The 16032-nt window shown below is 70.9% G+C and carries 15 protein-coding genes; 13 read left to right on the plus strand and 2 right to left on the minus strand.

From position 1 onward, the window contains the following. Positions 1–249: 249 nt before the first annotated feature. From VFZ39_RS12705 to VFZ39_RS12720, 4 genes are read left to right on the plus strand one after another with little or no spacing between them, the layout of a single operon-like run. Positions 250–705 (plus strand): NAD(P)H-dependent oxidoreductase subunit E, encoded by a 456-nt coding sequence (locus VFZ39_RS12705; protein ID WP_330866136.1) that lies wholly within the window; start codon positions 250–252, stop codon positions 703–705. Then, complete coding sequence (locus VFZ39_RS12710) at positions 702–2252, plus strand: NADH-ubiquinone oxidoreductase-F iron-sulfur binding region domain-containing protein (protein ID WP_330866137.1); 1551 nt, start codon at positions 702–704, stop codon at positions 2250–2252. Before VFZ39_RS12705 ends, VFZ39_RS12710 begins: the two co-directional genes overlap by 4 nt. Further along, positions 2249–5122 carry a formate dehydrogenase subunit alpha gene (fdhF, locus tag VFZ39_RS12715; protein WP_330866138.1) on the plus strand — a complete coding sequence of 958 codons (2874 nt, stop codon included), beginning with the start codon at positions 2249–2251 and terminating at the stop codon, positions 5120–5122. The genes VFZ39_RS12710 and fdhF overlap by 4 nt, the downstream gene beginning before the upstream one ends. Next, the gene (locus tag VFZ39_RS12720; RefSeq protein ID WP_330866139.1) at positions 5119–5361 is read left to right on the plus strand and encodes a formate dehydrogenase subunit delta; all 243 of its coding nucleotides are present in this window, start codon (positions 5119–5121) and stop codon (positions 5359–5361) included. The genes fdhF and VFZ39_RS12720 overlap by 4 nt, the downstream gene beginning before the upstream one ends. A 1-nt stretch (position 5362) precedes the next feature. Here the strand turns inward: VFZ39_RS12720 and VFZ39_RS12725 are convergent, their stop codons facing one another. Next, entirely contained in the window at positions 5363–5815 is a 453-nt protein-coding gene (locus tag VFZ39_RS12725) for a hypothetical protein (RefSeq protein ID WP_330866140.1), read from the minus strand. 268 nt (positions 5816–6083) lie between these two features. Here VFZ39_RS12725 and VFZ39_RS12730 point away from each other — a divergent pair, with 268 nt between their 5' ends. Continuing rightward, positions 6084–6929, plus strand: coding sequence for a hypothetical protein (locus tag VFZ39_RS12730; protein ID WP_330866141.1), 846 nt, complete (start codon positions 6084–6086; stop codon positions 6927–6929). A 26-nt stretch (positions 6930–6955) separates the two neighbouring features. Here the strand turns inward: VFZ39_RS12730 and VFZ39_RS12735 are convergent, their stop codons facing one another. Beyond that, complete coding sequence (locus VFZ39_RS12735) at positions 6956–7618, minus strand: helix-turn-helix domain-containing protein (RefSeq protein ID WP_330866142.1); 663 nt, start codon at positions 7616–7618, stop codon at positions 6956–6958. A gap of 150 nt (positions 7619–7768) precedes the next feature. On the opposite strand from VFZ39_RS12735, the gene VFZ39_RS12740 reads away from it, so the two are divergent. The 8 genes from VFZ39_RS12740 to VFZ39_RS12775 form a co-directional block, all read left to right on the plus strand. Continuing rightward, positions 7769–9082: a Xaa-Pro peptidase family protein gene (locus VFZ39_RS12740; RefSeq protein WP_330866143.1), complete on the plus strand. Its 1314-nt coding sequence runs from the start codon at positions 7769–7771 to the stop codon at positions 9080–9082. Between the two features lie 20 nt (positions 9083–9102). Then, a complete protein-coding gene (locus VFZ39_RS12745) occupies positions 9103–10080 on the plus strand; it encodes a thiamine pyrophosphate-dependent dehydrogenase E1 component subunit alpha (RefSeq protein ID WP_330866144.1) in 978 nt (325 codons plus the stop codon). Next, on the plus strand, positions 10068–11060 hold the full coding sequence (locus VFZ39_RS12750) for an alpha-ketoacid dehydrogenase subunit beta (RefSeq protein WP_330866145.1): 993 nt from the start codon (positions 10068–10070) through the stop codon (positions 11058–11060). The genes VFZ39_RS12745 and VFZ39_RS12750 overlap by 13 nt, the downstream gene beginning before the upstream one ends. Positions 11061–11112: 52 nt before the next feature. Next, on the plus strand, positions 11113–12483 hold the full coding sequence (locus VFZ39_RS12755) for an amidohydrolase family protein (RefSeq protein WP_330866146.1): 1371 nt from the start codon (positions 11113–11115) through the stop codon (positions 12481–12483). Further along, positions 12480–13379: a cupin domain-containing protein gene (locus VFZ39_RS12760; RefSeq protein WP_330866147.1), complete on the plus strand. Its 900-nt coding sequence runs from the start codon at positions 12480–12482 to the stop codon at positions 13377–13379. Before VFZ39_RS12755 ends, VFZ39_RS12760 begins: the two co-directional genes overlap by 4 nt. Further along, on the plus strand, positions 13376–14068 hold the full coding sequence (locus VFZ39_RS12765; RefSeq protein WP_330866148.1) for an SDR family oxidoreductase: 693 nt from the start codon (positions 13376–13378) through the stop codon (positions 14066–14068). Before VFZ39_RS12760 ends, VFZ39_RS12765 begins: the two co-directional genes overlap by 4 nt. Beyond that, the gene (locus VFZ39_RS12770; RefSeq protein WP_330866149.1) at positions 14065–14952 is read left to right on the plus strand and encodes an NAD(P)-dependent oxidoreductase; all 888 of its coding nucleotides are present in this window, start codon (positions 14065–14067) and stop codon (positions 14950–14952) included. The genes VFZ39_RS12765 and VFZ39_RS12770 overlap by 4 nt, the downstream gene beginning before the upstream one ends. A gap of 4 nt (positions 14953–14956) precedes the next feature. After that, on the plus strand, positions 14957–16032 hold a 1076-nt coding region (locus VFZ39_RS12775; protein ID WP_330866150.1), incomplete at its 3' end, for a cytochrome P450.

Genomic DNA, 16032 nt, shown 5'->3' on the forward strand with positions numbered 1-16032 from the left:
ACATCGACGAGGCCCTCGAGATCGCCGCGCGGCACGGCTGTCACCCACTTCGTGGAGTGGCGACCTTTGGGGACGTGTACAAGCTCACGTATCTCCGAGGTCCCAGCGGCATCCTCGTCATGCTTGCCCAGGAGCTGAAGAGCTGACGCCTGTCGATCCTCGTGTAGCGCCCGACAAGGCGCGGTCGACGGACTGAACTCCGGTGGTAGCCATACTAGGATGGCTACCACCGCACATCGGAGCTGCCTGATGACGACCGCGCCCACGACCGACCGGGTCACGCTCGTACGCGCCATAGCTGCGCAGCACCTCACCGAGCGCGGTCCCCTGATGCCGGTCCTCCACGCGGTGATGGACGAGCTCGGGCACGTCGCCCGCGAGGACGTCGAGGCGATCGCCGACGTGCTGAACCTCTCGGTCGCCGAGGTGCACGGCGTCGTCAGCTTCTACCACGACTTCCGCACCGAGCCGCCCGCAGCGCACACCGTCGCCCTGTGTCGCGGGGAGGCCTGCCAGTCCGTCGGCGCCGAGGCGTTGTACGACGAGACGCGGGCACGGGCCGGCAGCTTGGCGGCCGACGTCGAGGTGACCGAGGTCTTCTGCCTCGGCAACTGCGCGCTCGGCCCGTCGGGCACCCTCGACGGACGCCTCCACGGCCGGTTGTCGACCGAACGCCTCGAGGCGCTCACGGAGGGATGGCGTTGACCGCTTCGACCGTCCGGGTGTTCGTCCCCGGTGATGCAGCCGCGGTCTCGGTCGGCGCGGACGACGTGGCGGCCGCCGTCGAGGCGGCCGGCGCGCAGGTCGTGCGCAACGGCTCACGGGGCATGCTCTGGCTCGAGCCGCTGGTCGAGGTCGAGACCGACGCGGGCCGGGTGGGGTACGCCAACGTGGCTCCCGGCGACGTCGATGCCGTGCTGGCCGGCAACGCCGCCGACATCGGGGTGGTCGACCAGCACCCCTGGTTGACCTCCCAGAGACGCGTGAGCTTCGCCCGGGTCGGGATCGTCGACCCGGCCTCGATCACGGACTACGAGGCGCACGGCGGCTGGACGGGCCTTCGACGGGCACTCAGCCTGTCCTCTGCCGAGGTGGTCCAGGAGGTCACCGACTCGGGGCTGCGCGGCCGCGGCGGCGCGGGCTTCCCGGCCGGCATCAAGTGGAAGACCGTCCTGGAGACGGCGTCCGACTTGAAGTTCGTGGCCTGCAACTTCGACGAGGGTGACTCCGGCACCTTCGCGGACCGGATGGTCGTCGAGGGCGATCCCTTCACGCTGATCGAGGGCATGACCATCACGGCTCACGCCGTCGGGGCCAGCGAGGGCTACGTCTACGTGCGCTCGGAGTACCCGCACGCCATCGCCGCCCTGCGGCGCGCGATCGACGCGGCGTACACCCACGGCTACCTGGGCGCGGACGTCCTCGGCTCCGGCCTCGCCTTCGACCTCCACGTCCGCGTCGGCGCGGGCGCCTACATCTGCGGCGAGGAGTCCTCGATGCTCGACAGCCTCGAGGGCAAGCGCGGCGAGGTCCGTGCCAAGCCGCCGATCCCCGCCATCAGCGGGCTGTGGGGCCGGCCGACGGCCGTCAACAACGTGCTCACCCTCTGTGCCGTGCCGATGATCCTGTCAAGCTCAGTCGACGGCGGCCCTGGCTGGAAGAGGTACGCCGAGCTCGGCGCCGGCCGCTCCCGCGGCACCCAGGTCTTCCAGCTCGCCGGCAACATCAAGCAGGGCGGCATCGTCGAGCTGCCCTTCGGTGTGAGCCTGCGCGAGCTCGTCGAGGGGTACGGCGGCGGGACGCTGTCCGGCCGGCCGGTCCGGACTGCACAGGTCGGGGGCCCGCTCGGCGCGTACGTCCCCGAGGCCGGCTTCGACGTGCCCATGGACTACGAGGCCTTGGCCGAGACCGGCGCGATGCTCGGACACGGCGGCATCGTGGTCTTCGACGAGACCGTCGACATGGCGCAGATGGCGCGCTTCGCGATGGAGTTCTGCTCGATCGAGTCGTGCGGCAAGTGCACCCCGTGCCGGGTGGGCTCCACCCGCGGCGTGGAGGCCATGGACCGGATCATCGCGGGCCAGGACGTCGCGGCCAACCTGGTGCTGCTGGACGACCTGTGCGACACCATGACCAAGGGGTCACTGTGCGCGATGGGCGGGCTGACGCCGATGCCGGTCCAGAGCGCGATCAAGCACTTCCCCGAGGACTTCGAGCCCCACGGGATCGAGCAGAGCGGAGCACCCGTATGAGCATCCTTGACCACCAGCGGGACCAGCCGAGCATCTGGGATCCCGAGGTCGACTTCGGCACCCCGGCGGTCCGCGATGCCCAGACAACCTCGCAGCGCGTGACCGTCACCATCGACGGTCGCCAGGTCGACGTCCCCGTCGGTACGTCGGTCCTGCGCGCGGCCACGGAGGCGGGCGTCGCGATCCCGAAGCTGTGCGCGACCGACTCCCTGCAGGCCTTCGGCTCGTGCCGGATGTGCCTGGTCGAGGTCGACGGCGCCAAGGGTGTGCCGGCCTCCTGCACCACCCCGTGCGCCGACGGCATGGTCGTCAACACCCAGACCGACACGGTGCGCGAGCTCCGCCGCAACGTGATGGAGCTCTACCTCTCCGACCACCCCGAGGACTGCGACGGCTGCGCTCGCGGCAACTGCGAGCTCCAGGCCATGGCCACGACGGTGGGTTCCGCCGAGGTGCGCTACGGCCGGCCCGCGACGCGCGAGCAGGTGGCCCACCCGCAGCCGGTCGACACGAGCAACCCCTACTTCGCCTTCGACGACGCCTCCTGCATCGTCTGCTCCCGGTGCGTGCGCGCCTGCGCCGACATCCAGGGCACGTTCGCACTCACCGTCGAGGGCCGCGGCTTCGACTCCAAGATCAGCGCCGGCGGCACCGACTTCTTCTCGTCCGAGTGCGTGTCGTGCGGTGCCTGCGTGCAGGCCTGCCCGACGTCGGCGCTGCAGGAGCACTCGATCGTCGAGCTCGGCATGCCCACCCGCTCGGTCGAGACCACCTGCGCCTACTGCGGCGTGGGCTGCTCGTTCCGCGCGGAGGTCAGGGGCGAGGGCGACGACACCCAGGTCGTGCGGATGATGCCGTCCAAGAACGGACAGGCCAATGAGGGCCACAGCTGCGTGAAGGGCCGGTTCGCCTACGGCTACGCCAGCCACCGGGACCGCCAGCTGTCGCCGATGGTGCGCGACTCGATCGACGACGAGTGGCGCACCGTGTCCTGGGACGAGGCGATCGGCCGGGTCGCCGAGGGCTTCAAGGCGCTCCAGGCCGAGCACGGCGTCGGCGCGATCGGCGGCATCTCCTCGAGCCGGTGCACCAACGAGGAGGTCTACGTCGTCCAGAAGATGGTCCGCGCGGCGTTCGGCAACAACAACATCGACACCTGCGCCCGGGTGTGCCACTCCCCCACCGGCTACGGCCTCAAGCAGACGTTCGGCACCTCCGCCGGTACGCAGGACTTCCGGTCCGTCGACGCGGCCGACGTGATCCTGCTGATCGGCGCCAACCCGACCGACGCCCACCCGGTCTTCGCCTCGCGTATGAAGCGGCGGTTGCGCGAGGGCGCGAAGCTGATCGTGGCCGACCCGCGCCGGATCGCCCTGGTCCGCAGCCCGCACGTCGAGGCGGCGTTCCACCTGCCGGTCCTCCCCGGCTCCAACGTCGCTTTCGTCAACGCGATGACCCACGTCATCGTCACCGAGGGCCTCCACGACGAGGAGTTCGTGCGCGAGCGCTGCGAGGACGCCGACGACTACCTCGCGTTCATCTCCGACCCGATGAACTCACCCGAGGCGATGGCCGAGGCGATCGGGGTCGACCCCGAGCAGGTGCGCGCGGCCGCTCGGCTCTACGCCACCAGCGGCAACGCCGCGATCTACTACGGGCTCGGCGTCACCGAGCACTCCCAGGGCTCGACGATGGTGATGGGCATGGCCAACCTGGCCATGGTCACCGGCAACATCGGCCGCGACGGAGTCGGTGTGAACCCGCTGCGCGGGCAGAACAACGTGCAGGGCTCGTGTGACATGGGCTCGTTCCCGCACGAGTTCCCGGGTTACCGGCACGTCTCGCAGGACGACGTCCGCGGCATCTACGAGCGGCTATGGGGGCTCACCCTCGACCCCGAGCCCGGGCTGCGGATCCCCAACATGTTCGACGCCGCCTTGGCCGGCACTTTCCGTGGTCTCTACATCCAGGGCGAGGACATCGCCCAGTCGGACCCCAACACGCAGCACGTCGAGGCGGCGCTGCGGGCGATGGACCTCGTCGTCGTCCAGGACCTCTTCCTCAACGAGACCGCCCGCTTCGCACACGTCTTCCTGCCGGGCACCTCGTTCCTGGAGAAGGACGGCACCTTCACCAACGCCGAGCGCCGGATCAACCGGGTCCGTCCTGTCTTCCGCTCGAAGGTCGGCATGGACGAGTGGGAGATCACCTGCGCGATCGGCCGTGCGATGGGCTACGACATGTCGTACGCCGACGCGTCGGAGATCATGGACGAGATCGCGGCCACGACGCCGACGTTCGCGGGCGTCTCCTTCGCCCGGCTCGACGAGCTCGGCTCGATGCAGTGGCCGGTCTACGACACGTCCTCCACCGGGACGCCGATCATGCACGTCGGGGAGTTCGTGCGCGGCAAGGGCAGGCTGGTCGAGACCGTGTTCGTGCCGACGACCGAGCGCGCGACCAGGAAGTACCCGCTGATCCTCACCACCGGCCGGATCCTCAGCCAGTACAACGTCGGCGCGCAGACGCGCCGAACCGCCAACAACACCTGGCACCCCGAGGACGTCCTGGAGATCCACCCTGCCGACGCCGAGATGCGCGGTATCTCCACCGGCGACCTCGTCGACCTGACCAGTCGCGTCGGGTCGACGACGCTGCGCGCCCAGGTGTCGGAGCGGATGCCGGCCGGCGTCGTCTACACGACCTTCCACCACCCGGTGACGGGCGCCAACGTGGTGACGACCGAGAACTCCGACTGGGCCACCAACTGCCCGGAGTACAAGGTCACCGCCGTCCAGGTCGGTGTCGCGAACGCCCGCGGCGACCACGCCGTCACCGAGACGCGCGAACCGTTAGAGACCCACGCGTGAGCGTTCCACCCGAGGCGCGCCTGGGCAACGACATCGCCCGCCAGTTCGCGCACCTCCCGGACGCCGAGGCGGCCGAGGCGATCGCCCGCCACATCGAGACGTTCTGGGACCCGCGCATGCGGCGCGCCCTCGAGGCGCTCGCCGCCGCCCACGACGACTCTCTCGACCCTCGCCTCGTCGACGCCGCCGGCCGGCTGGCCGCTCACGCCTCCCGCTCGGAGCCCGACGCCCAGCCGTAGGTCAAGACACCGCGGCCTTGACCAGCGCCACGACCCGCTTCTCGACCTCGGGGCTCCACCTCAGGAGCGCGAACGACGCGGGCCACATGTCCCCGTCGTCGAGGTGCGCCGTGTCCTGGAACCCCAGCGTCGAGTAGCGGTAGTCGAACTTCCCGGCGTCCTGGAAGAAGATCACCACCTTGCCGTCCTCGTTCGCGTACGCCGGCATCCCGTACCAGGTCTTCGGCGCCAGGTCCGGCGCGTGCTCGGTCACGACGACGTGCACCCGCTCGGCAAGCGCGCGGTCGTCCGGCGCCATCTGCTCGAGCCGGTCGAGCAGCGCCTGGAGCCCGTCGGCCTTCTTGGCCCCCTTCTTGCCCTCGGCGCGCAGCTCGGCCGCGCGCTCCTTCATCGCGGCCCGCTCCTGCGCCGTGAACCCGTCCTGGGAGGCGCCCTTCTCCGTCTTCGCAGCCATCTCGGTTCCTCTCGTCCTCGGGGCCGATCCTCCCGGCCACCAACGAGAACGACAGTAGGCGCCGGTTCGGGCGGGACGCTTCTCGATTCCTGACGAGTCATGCTCAGGAGCAGCCCGGGTTCATGCGCCCAGGGTGATGGCTCGTCGCGCGTGCAGGCCTACGTTGTCGCCGAGACGGGTCGGCCAGAGGAGGCAACATGATCAGGGTCTTCGAACCCGACGACGTCCCCCACGCGCAGGAGTGGTTGGTCGGCTTGGACGACGACGAATGAGTGCGGCGGTACATCTGCGGCGCCGGTTGGGCCTGGTCCTGCTGCTCGCTGCGGTGAGCCCCCTCGTGGCGTGCAGCGGCGAGTCGGGCGAGCGACCGACGCTGGACCCGTCGCGATCGCTGACGGTCACGCCGAGCATCACGGCCACGTTGCCCAGTCCGACGCGCAGCCTCACCAGGACCCCGACGGAGACCGACCCGCCCACCACGGACGCGACGGACCCACCGACCTCGACGGACACGTCCGCGACGCCGACGCCGACGGCGTCGGCGTCGGAGTCGGAGTCGGAATCGGAATCGGAGCCGACGGAGGTGGCATCGTCATCTGCCGAACCGGAGCCGACGCCCAGCCTCTCTCCCACACCCGCAGCCGCCGAGGACGAGGCTGGAGACGGCACCGCGGCGACGCCCGCCTGGGTGTGGTGGCTCCTGGGAACCCTCGTGCTGGCACTGGCGGTGGGCGTGCCGCTCCTGGTGAGGGCGCGCCGGCGCAGCGCCTGGCAGGAGCGGTTGTCCGCGGCAGAGGCCGAGGTGGCCTGGTTCGCGCGTGGCCTCGTACCTGAGCTGCGTCGCAGCTCGACGGTGGAACGGCTGGCCGGTGGTTGGGCGGTGTCATCCGGCCGTGTCGTCGCGTTGGAGGACCTCCTGACCTCCCTCGTCGCAACGGCTCCGGACGACGCTGAGCGCGCGCGGGCAACGGAGCTGCGGGACGCCGTCCGAGCGGGCAGGACGCGGGTGGAGTCGTTGGCCGTCGCGGCGGACGTGTCCGAGCTGGCGCTCGACCTCGACGAGGTGGTGGCAGGCCTCGAGGCGGCCCTGCGCCCGGCTGCACCGACACCCTGACCGGCTCGTGACGGAGCGAGCCACTGCTACTCCAGACCGCTGATCCGGTCGTCGTCGCTGCGGGCCAGCACGAACCACACAGCTCGGCACGCCTCGTCGTACGGGTTGCTGAGCCGGTGCGGGGTCATCGAGTCGAAGTGGATGGAGTCACCTGGCCCCAGCGAGTAGCTGTCGAACCCCACCTGCACGTCCAGCCGGCCGCTCACGACGTGCCCGTACTCGCGGCCGCCGTGCCGCATCATCTGCTCGGGCGCACACGAGGAGGACCCCGGGGCGTACTCGACGTGCAGGAAGTCGACGTACGGGTCGTGGTCGTGGGTGAGCCGCTCCCAGGCGACACCGGACATCTCCACCCGCTTGCGCCCCTCGGCGGGCTGGACCGGTTCGTCGACCCGGGGCCAGCTACCCGGTGACCCGCCCTCGGCGGCAGGGGCGCCGTCTGACGCGGGTCCCGCCGCGCCCGTCTGGTCGCCGAGCAGGTCGTCGAGCGTGATGCCGAGCGCGGTGACCAAGGCGTACAGCGTGCCGACCGACGGGTTGGCTTTCCCCAGCTCGATCTGGCTGACGAAGCTCGGCGACACGTTGACCCGCCGAGCCAGCTCGCGCAGCGACATCTCGCGACGCTCGCGCGTGGTCCGGAGGGCCTGGCCCAGGCTCACCTGGGTCGTCCCGGCGGTGGTGCTGGCCATCTCCACCTCGCTCTCGGTGTGCGATGTGACTCTACACAGCCCCGGTCGCCGCGGCTCGGCGACGCAGGCGTAGGCGGGACCGTGAAGTGACACTTGACAAGACTGTGCAGCAGGCATTGACTCGGCCCCAGATCGAGGGAACGGTGAGCGATGGCGATTCGTACGTATGGCCCCAACGCTGTCGACTGGGAGCAACGGATCGACCTCGACCGCCTGCGCACCGAGCGGCTGGGGCGGATGCGGACGGCGCTGGAGGCATCCGAGCTCGGGGCCGTGCTCACGTTCGACTTCTCCAACATCCGCTACCTCACCGCCACCCACATCGGCACGTGGGCGATGGACAAGCTGATCCGGTTCGCAGTGCTCCCCCGCGGCGGCGAGCCGGTGCTCTGGGACTTCGGCTCCGCGGCCAAGCACCACCAGCTGTTCAACCCCTGGCTCGACGGCACCGAGCGCGCCCGCGCCGGCATCTCCACCCTGCGCGGCGCGTTCCACCCCGACGCCGGGATCGCCGAGGAGGTCGCTCGCAAGGTCGCGACCGTGCTGCGCGAGCACGGCCTCGTGAACGAGCCGCTCGGTGTCGACCTGGTCGAGATGCCGATCCTCACGGCGCTGCAGGCGGAGGGGATCACCGTGGTCGACGGCCAGCAGCTGTTCCTCGAGGCACGTCGGCTCAAGACCGAGGATGAGATCAGCCTGCTGACCCAGGCGTGCTCGATGGTCGACGCAGCGTACGAGGAGCTCTACACGTTCCTGCGCCCGGGCGTGCGCGAGAACGAGTGCGTCGGACTGGTGAGCAACGTGCTCTACAACCTCGGCAGCGAGTACGTCGAGGGCGTCAACGCGATCTCCGGGGAGCGCTGCTCGCCGCACCCCCACGTCTACAGCGACCGGGTGGTCCGGCCCGGCGACCCGGCATTCTTCGACATCCTGCACAGTCACCTCGGCTACCGGACCTGCTACTACCGGTGCTTCGCGGTCGGGTCGGCCTCGCCGGCGATGCGGGACGCCTACACGCGCTGCCGCGAGTACATGGACGCCGCCATCTCGATCGTGAAGCCGGGGACAACCACCGCCGACGTGGTGCGGCTCTGGCCGACCGCGCAGGAGTTCGGGTTCCCGGACGAGGAGGCGGCGTTCGCGCTCCAGTACGGCCACGGCGTCGGCCTGTCGATCTGGGAGAAGCCGATCTTCAGCCGGCTCGTGTCCCTCGACCACCCTGAGGTGCTCGAGGAGGGCATGGTCTTCGCACTCGAGACCTACTGGCCGGCCGGCGACGGCTGGTCGGCTGCCCGGATCGAGGAGGAGGTCGTGGTCACCGCCGACGGGTGCGAGGTGATCACCAAGTTCCCGGCCGAGGAGCTACTGGTCGCGGGCCAGCGCTACTGGACCGTCGACGGCTCGCTGCCCGCCGTGCGCGACTCGCAGTCCCACCTCAACACCGCGAAGGGCAGGGGCGAGTGACCGGAGGCACGATCGAGGGGGTGGCGACGTCCACCCTGCTCGACTGGTACGAGCAGATGGCCGTGATCCGCGCCACCGAAAAGGCCGCGCACGACCTGTTCATGCGCGGCCTGGTCAAGGGCACGACCCACCTGGCCGCGGGCCACGAGGCCGTCGCGGTGGGCGCGAGCGCGGCGCTGCGGCCCGACGACTACGTCTTCGCCACCTATCGCGGCCACCACCACGCGATGGCCCGCGGCGCCTCGCCCGAGGGCTGCCTCGCCGAGCTGATGCAGAAGTCGACCGGCGTGTGCAAGGCCAAGGGCGGGTCGATGCACCTCACGCAGGCCGACCACGGGATGCTCGGCTCCTACGCGATCGTCGGCGCCCACCTGCCGATGGCAGCCGGCGCCGCGTGGTCGGCCAAGCTCCGCGGCACGTCGCAGGTCGCGGTGGCCTTCTTCGGCGACGGCGCGACCAACATCGGCGCGTTCCACGAGGCGCTCAACCTGGCGGCAGTCTGGAAGCTCCCCGTCGTGTTCGTCTGCGAGAACAACCGCTACATGGAGTACACCCCGATCGCCTCGGTCACCTCGGTGGCCAACCCGGCCGCGGACCGAGCCGCAGCCAACGGCATGCCGGGCGTCCTGGTCGACGGCAACGACGTCGTCGCCGTGCACGACATGATGAGCGAGGCAGTACGCCGAGCCCGGGCCGGCGAAGGGCCTGCGGTGATCGAGGCACTGACGTACCGCCACTTCGGGCACAGCCGCACCGACCCGGCGACGTACCGCCCCCAGGAGGAGGTCGACGAGTGGCTGGCTCGCGACCCGCTGCTCGTCGCCCGCGCGCGGCTGCTGGAGCTCGGCGCCACCGAGGCCGACGTGGATGCCGCGGACGCCCGGGCCGCTGAGGTCGTCGCCGCGGCCTCCCGGGCCGCCCAGGCTGCGCCCGCGGCGGACCCCGACGAGGCCTTCACCGACGTGTGGGCCGACGGAGGGTGGTCATGGCGGACCTGACGACCTCGACTGTCACGTACCGGGACGCCGTGGCCGACGGCATCGCGCGCGAGCTGCGGCGTGACCCGACGGTCGTCTGCCTCGGCGAGGACATCGGCAGGGCCGGCGGGGTCTTCAAGACGACGGTCGGGCTGTTCGAGGAGTTCGGCGCCGAGCGGGTGTGGGACACCCCGATCTCCGAGCAGGCGATCATGGGTGCGGCGATGGGCGCGGCCATGACCGGGATGCGGCCGGTCGCGGAGATCATGTTCAGCGACTTCCTGGCCTGCTGCTGGGACTACCTCGCCAACGAGATCCCCAAGGCGCGCTACATGACCGGCGGGCAGGTCACGGTGCCGCTCGTCGTACGGACCGCCAACGGCGGCGGGCTCGGCTTCGGCGCGCAGCACTCGCAGTCGGTCGAGAACTGGGCGCTGACGGTGCCCGGCCTGAAGATCGCGGCGCCGTCGACACCGTCCGACGTGGTCGGACTGATGGCCTCGGCGATCCGCAGCGACGACCCGGTCGTGTTCTTCGAGCACAAGGGGCTCTTCGCGTCGAAGGGTGACGCCGCACCGCCGGACCACGTCGTGCCGCTCGGCGAGGCGAGAATCGCGCGGGAAGGCACCGACGTCACCGTCGTCGCGCTCGCCGCCACCGTTCCGCTCGCCCTGCGGGCGGCCGAGGAGCTCCAGGCCGACGGCATCTCGCTCGAGGTGATCGACCTGCGCTGCCTGATCCCGCTCGACATGGCCACGGTTCTCAAGTCGTTGGAGAAGACCAGCCGGCTGGTCGTCGTCGAGGAGAACCCGTACCAGGGCGGCTGGGGCGCCACGGTCGTGTCGATCGTCGCCGATGAGGGCTTCGAGATGCTCGACGCGCCGGTGCGCCGCGTGGCCGGCGAGAACGTCCCGCTCCCGTTCGCCGATGCGCTCGAGCAGCGGGTCATCCCGACCGTGGACAAGCTCGTCGAGGCGGTGCGTCGCCTCACGTCGTACTAGTGGAACCGAAGCAGACCGTCCGGACCGTCCGGTCGATCAGAAAGGGAGCACCATGGGCAAGATCCTCCTCAAGGGCGGCACCGTCCTGTCGGTGGACCCGGACATCGGGGACCTGGCCACCGGCGACGTCCTGATCGAGGACGACAAGATCACGGCCGTCGAGGCGAGCATCGACGCCGACGCGGAGGTTGTCGACTGCGCCGGCAAGATCGTCATCCCCGGCTTCGTCGACAGCCACCGCCACACGTGGGAGACGGCGATCCGCAACAGCGCGCCGAACGCCACGCTGGACGACTACTTCGTCGAGATCCTCGACACCTTCGCGCCGTTGTACCGCGCCGAGGACGTCTACAACAGCAACCTGGCCGGGTCGCTGGAGTGCCTCAACGCCGGCATCACGACCCTCGTCGACTGGTCGCACATCAACAACACGCCGGACCACGCCGACGCTGCGATCCAGGGACTCAAGGAGACCGGGATCCGCGCGCAGTACGCGTACGGCAGTGCGAACACCTCGTTGGAGAAGTACTGGTTCTTCAGTGCCGAGGCGATCCCGGGCGACGACGTACGCCGGGTGCGGTCGACCCACATCCCCGGTGACGACGGCCTGATCACGATGGGGCTGGCGACGCGTGGCCCCGGGTTCACCCAGGACCAGGTCGTGCAGGCGGAGTGGGAGCTGGCGCGCGAGCTCGGCATCCCGCTGACGGTGCACGTCGGCATGGGCCGGATGGCGGGCCGGTTCGGCATGGTCGAGCAGCTCGACCGGCTCGGCCTGCTCGGTCCTGACACGACGTACATCCACTGCTGCTACTTCAGCGACCACGAGTGGCAGCGGGTCGCCGACACCGGCGGCACGATCTCCATCGCCGCCCAGGTCGAGACCCAGATGGGTCACGGCTGGCCGCCCGTGAACAAGGCTCGGAAGTTCGGGTTGCGGCCCAGCCTGTCGATCGACGTGGTGACGACGGTGCCGGGTGACATGTTCACGCAGATCCGGGCGGCGTTCGCTGCCGAACGGGCGCGCGTGAACGCGGTCTGCTGGGACCTCGACATCCCGATCCCCGACGACATGCTGACCGCGAAGGACATGCTGAAGATGGCGACGCTCGACGGCGCGCACGTGGCCGGGCTCGAGGACCGCACGGGCTCGCTCACCCCGGGCAAGCAGGCCGACGTCGTGGTCATCGATGCGACGGCCATCAACGTGGGGCCGATCCACGACCCCGCCGCGGCAGTGACGCTCAGCGCGGACGTTTCGAACGTCGAGCACGTGCTGGTGGCGGGTCAGTTCGTCAAGCGCGACTCCAAGCTCACGGGCGACGTGGCGCGGGCGATGTCGCTGGTCGAGGACTCCCGCGACCACCTCGTCGCAGCGGCCGCCAAGGCTGCCGCCGAGAAGCAGGAGATGGCACCGGCGTGACCACGCACCACCTGGTTCGGCGGGCGGCCGACCTGTCCTGGTCGCCTCCCGCCGGGCCGCTCGCCGCCTCGGTCGGTCTGGAGCAGTGGTCGGTCGTCGACGCGTCGACACCGGCCGTGCACACGGGCTTCGGCCTGAGCCGGCTCGCGCCGGGCGGCCGGGTGCCCAGCCACGTGCACTCCTACGAGGAGAGCCTCTACGTCACCGACGGCCACGTCGTCGTCCAGACCCCCGGAGAGGCGGCCCGGCTCGGGCCGGGCGGCTACGGGCTGATCCCGATCGGCGTACCGCACTCACTGCGGAACGAGGGTGAGGACGACGCCCGGTTCGTGCGGGTGTCGGTGCCCGTGCCGCGGCCCGAGCACGACTTCGACACGCAGCTCGTGCCGGAGGTCGGGGACACCGACGCGCTCGACGCCGACGTCCGCGACCCGCGCACGCGTCGGTACGGCCAGATCACCGAGGCCCACATGGACCCGGCGCGGCAGTCCCAGGAGCTGCTGGAGGTGTCGGCCAGCATGCGCACGGCGCTGCTGGTCTACAGCGGGATCTCGCTGAAGATGATGGTCGACTCCGACCTCGGGTCGGTGCTGTCGTCGATGTTCATGGTGCAGTACGAGCCGCACGGCGCGGCCGGGCTGCATGACCACCCGCTCGAGGAGACCTACCTGATCCTCGACGGGACCGTCGACGCGACCTTCGACGGCGCGGAGTACCACCTCGAGCCGGGCGACGTGGCGTGGGCGGGCGTGGGCTGCCAGCACAGCTTCCGCAACGGCGACGGCGTCGTGCGCTGGCTGGAGACCCAGGCGCCGCCCCTGCCGCCGCGGCACGGCTACCGGTTCGCGCGGGACTGGGACTACTTGAGGAAACGACTCGAAGGAGACGCTGGATGAGAACAGTGGTGATCGGAGGGACGTCCGGCATCGGGCTCGAGGTGGCCCGCGCGCGGGCGGCGCGAGGAGACGAGGTGGTGCTGAGCGGGCGTGACCCCGAGCGCTCCGCCGAGATCGCCGCGTCGATCGGCGGTCCCGTGACAGGGATCGCCGTCGACCTCAACCACACCCACGGACTGGCCGACGCGCTGGCGGGCGTGGGTGAGGTCGACCGGCTGGTGGTCTCGGCGATCGAGCGCGACCAGAACTCCGTCGCCGACTACGACGTCGACCGGGCGACCAAGCTGGCCGTGCTGAAGCTGGTCGGCTACACGGAGGTCATCCACGCCCTGCTGCCGCGGATGAACGACGAGTCGTCGGTGGTGCTGTTCGGCGGCCGGGCGAAGGACCGGCCCTACCCGGGCTCGGTCACGGTCTCCACGGTCAACGGCGGCGTGGTGGGTCTCATCAACGCCCTGGCGCTCGAGATGGCGCCGATCCGGGTGAACGCGCTCCACCCCGGCATCGTCGGTGACAGCCCGTTCTGGTCCGGGAAGCCGGAGGGCGTCCTGGAGGGCTACGTCTCGCGAACCCCGACCCGCCGCCTGGCCACCATGGCCGACATCGTCGACGCCGTGAACTTCCTGCTGGAGAACCGGAGCGTCAACGCCACCAACCTGGACGTCGACGGCGGGTGGCTGGTCACGTGACCGACCCGCTCCGCGTCGCGATGGTCGGCACCGGCCGGATGGGCGGCGCGATGGCCGGCCGGATCGCTGGTGCGGGGCACTCCCTGACGGTCTGGAACCGGACGCGTCCGAGAGCCGAGGCGGTCGCTTCCGGTCTGCCCGGGGTCGCGGTCGCCGACACGGCGCGCGAGGCTGCCGCGGCGGCCGACGTGGTGGTCGTGTCGCTGGCCGACGACGCAGCCCTCCTCTCGGCGTACGGCGGAGAGGACGGGATCGTGGCCGGTCTGCGTCCTGGAACGGTGGTGGCCGACACCAGCACCGTCGCTCCCGAGACGATCCGCGGCCTGGGTGACGATGTGGCCGCCACCGGCGCCACCCTCGTGGACACCCCCGTGTCGGGCAGCGTCGCGAGCATCGAGAGCGGCGCCGTCCTGGTGATGGCCGGCGGCGACGAGGACGGCCTCGAGCGCGCCCGGCCGGCGCTGACGTCGTTCTCGAAGCGGATCATCCCGCTCGGCCCGCTCGGCTCCGGCGCCACCATGAAGCTGGCGGTCAACTCGCTCGTCTTCGGCCTGAACCAGGCCCTGGCGGAGGCACTCGTCCTCGCCGAGCGTGCCGGCGTCGAGCGCCATCTCGCCTACGAGGTCTTCGCGGACAGTGCTGCCGGTGCGCCGTTCGTCGCCTACAAGCGGGCGGCCTTCGAGGACCCGGACGCGGCCGCGGTCGCCTTCGCCATCGACCTCGTGGCGAAGGACCTCGACCTCGCGGCGGCCCTGGCCGAGGCTGTCGACGCGCCTGTCCCCCAGCTCGAGGTCAACCGCCGGGTGATCGGTGATGCGATCGCGGCCGGGCTCGGCGACGCCGACATGAGTGCCGTCGCGAAGCAGCTGCGGGGACTAGCGTGACGGCATGACCACCGACGCCCATGCGGAGGCGACTGAGGTCTGGGACCTGCGGTCCGACCTGGACGCGCGGCGCGAGGTGCGCCCGGTGGAGCACGACGGTGCAGGGACCTGGACCGTGCTCCGTCACGCCGAGGTGGTCGCGGCGGCGCTCGATCCCGAGCGGTTCTCCAGCGCCGCCGGCTCGCACCGGGCCATCCCGAACTCGCTGGACGGCGCCGAGCATGCTGCCTACCGGGCCGTCGTCGACCGATACCTGACCGACGAGGCCGTCGCGGAGCAGGAGACTCAGTGCCGAGCGCACGCGGCGGCGATCGTGGACGCCCTGCCACGCGGGACGACAGTGAGCGCGATCTCGGACATCGGCACCCCCTTCGCCGTACGGACCCAGGCCACCTGGCTGGGGTGGCCGAGCGACATCGAGGACGAGCTCGTGGCCTGGATGGCAGACAACCTCGCAGCCACCAGGTCCGGCGATCGGATCCGCACCGCCGAGGTGGCCGCCCGGTTCGACGCGCTCGTCGGAGGTCTCGTGCGGGACCGGCGCCAGGCCGGGCACGAGGCGCCCGACGACGTGACCACCCGGCTGCTTCACGAGACGGTTGACGGTCGGGCGCTGACTGACGTGGAGGTGGTCTCGATCCTCCGCAACTGGACGGCGGGTGACCTCGGCTCGCTGGCGGCCTCGCTCGGCGTGCTGATCCACCGGCTGGCGACGCACCCGGAGCGGCAGGACGTGACCCGCGAACGCGCCGCGCGAGGCGACCACGCCGAGATCGAGGCAGCCATCGAGGAAGTGCTCCGGATCGACGACCCGTTCGTGTCCAACCGGCGCCGAACGACCCGCGACGTCGGGCTGGGCGGACGCACCATCCCGACCGGCGACCGCGTGATCCTGAGCTGGACCGCGGCCAACCGGGACCCCCGCGTGTTCGGCGACCCCGATGAGTTCCGGCCGGAGCAGAACGCCGAGCACAATCTGGTCTTCGGCATCGGCCCGCACGTCTGCCCCGGGCGTGCCCTGACGCTCATGGAGCTGCGGGTGGCGGTCGTCGAGCTGCTCGCGGGAACCGAGCGGCTGAT

Origin of the sequence: Nocardioides sp. (assembly GCF_036374615.1) — a bacterium.
In the GTDB taxonomy this organism is placed as follows: Bacteria; Actinomycetota; Actinomycetes; order Propionibacteriales; family Nocardioidaceae; genus Nocardioides.

Coding starts and splice junctions, on each gene's coding strand:
- VFZ39_RS12705 (WP_330866136.1), top strand. CDS start 250: ATGACGACCGCGCCCACGACCGACCGGGTCACGCTCGTACGCGCCATA.
- fdhF (WP_330866138.1), top strand. CDS start 2,249: ATGAGCATCCTTGACCACCAGCGGGACCAGCCGAGCATCTGGGATCCC.
- VFZ39_RS12725 (WP_330866140.1), bottom strand. CDS start 5,815: ATGGCTGCGAAGACGGAGAAGGGCGCCTCCCAGGACGGGTTCACGGCG.
- VFZ39_RS12730 (WP_330866141.1), top strand. CDS start 6,084: ATGAGTGCGGCGGTACATCTGCGGCGCCGGTTGGGCCTGGTCCTGCTG.
- VFZ39_RS12735 (WP_330866142.1), bottom strand. CDS start 7,618: ATGGCCAGCACCACCGCCGGGACGACCCAGGTGAGCCTGGGCCAGGCC.
- VFZ39_RS12740 (WP_330866143.1), top strand. CDS start 7,769: ATGGCGATTCGTACGTATGGCCCCAACGCTGTCGACTGGGAGCAACGG.
- VFZ39_RS12750 (WP_330866145.1), top strand. CDS start 10,068: ATGGCGGACCTGACGACCTCGACTGTCACGTACCGGGACGCCGTGGCC.
- VFZ39_RS12755 (WP_330866146.1), top strand. CDS start 11,113: ATGGGCAAGATCCTCCTCAAGGGCGGCACCGTCCTGTCGGTGGACCCG.
- VFZ39_RS12765 (WP_330866148.1), top strand. CDS start 13,376: ATGAGAACAGTGGTGATCGGAGGGACGTCCGGCATCGGGCTCGAGGTG.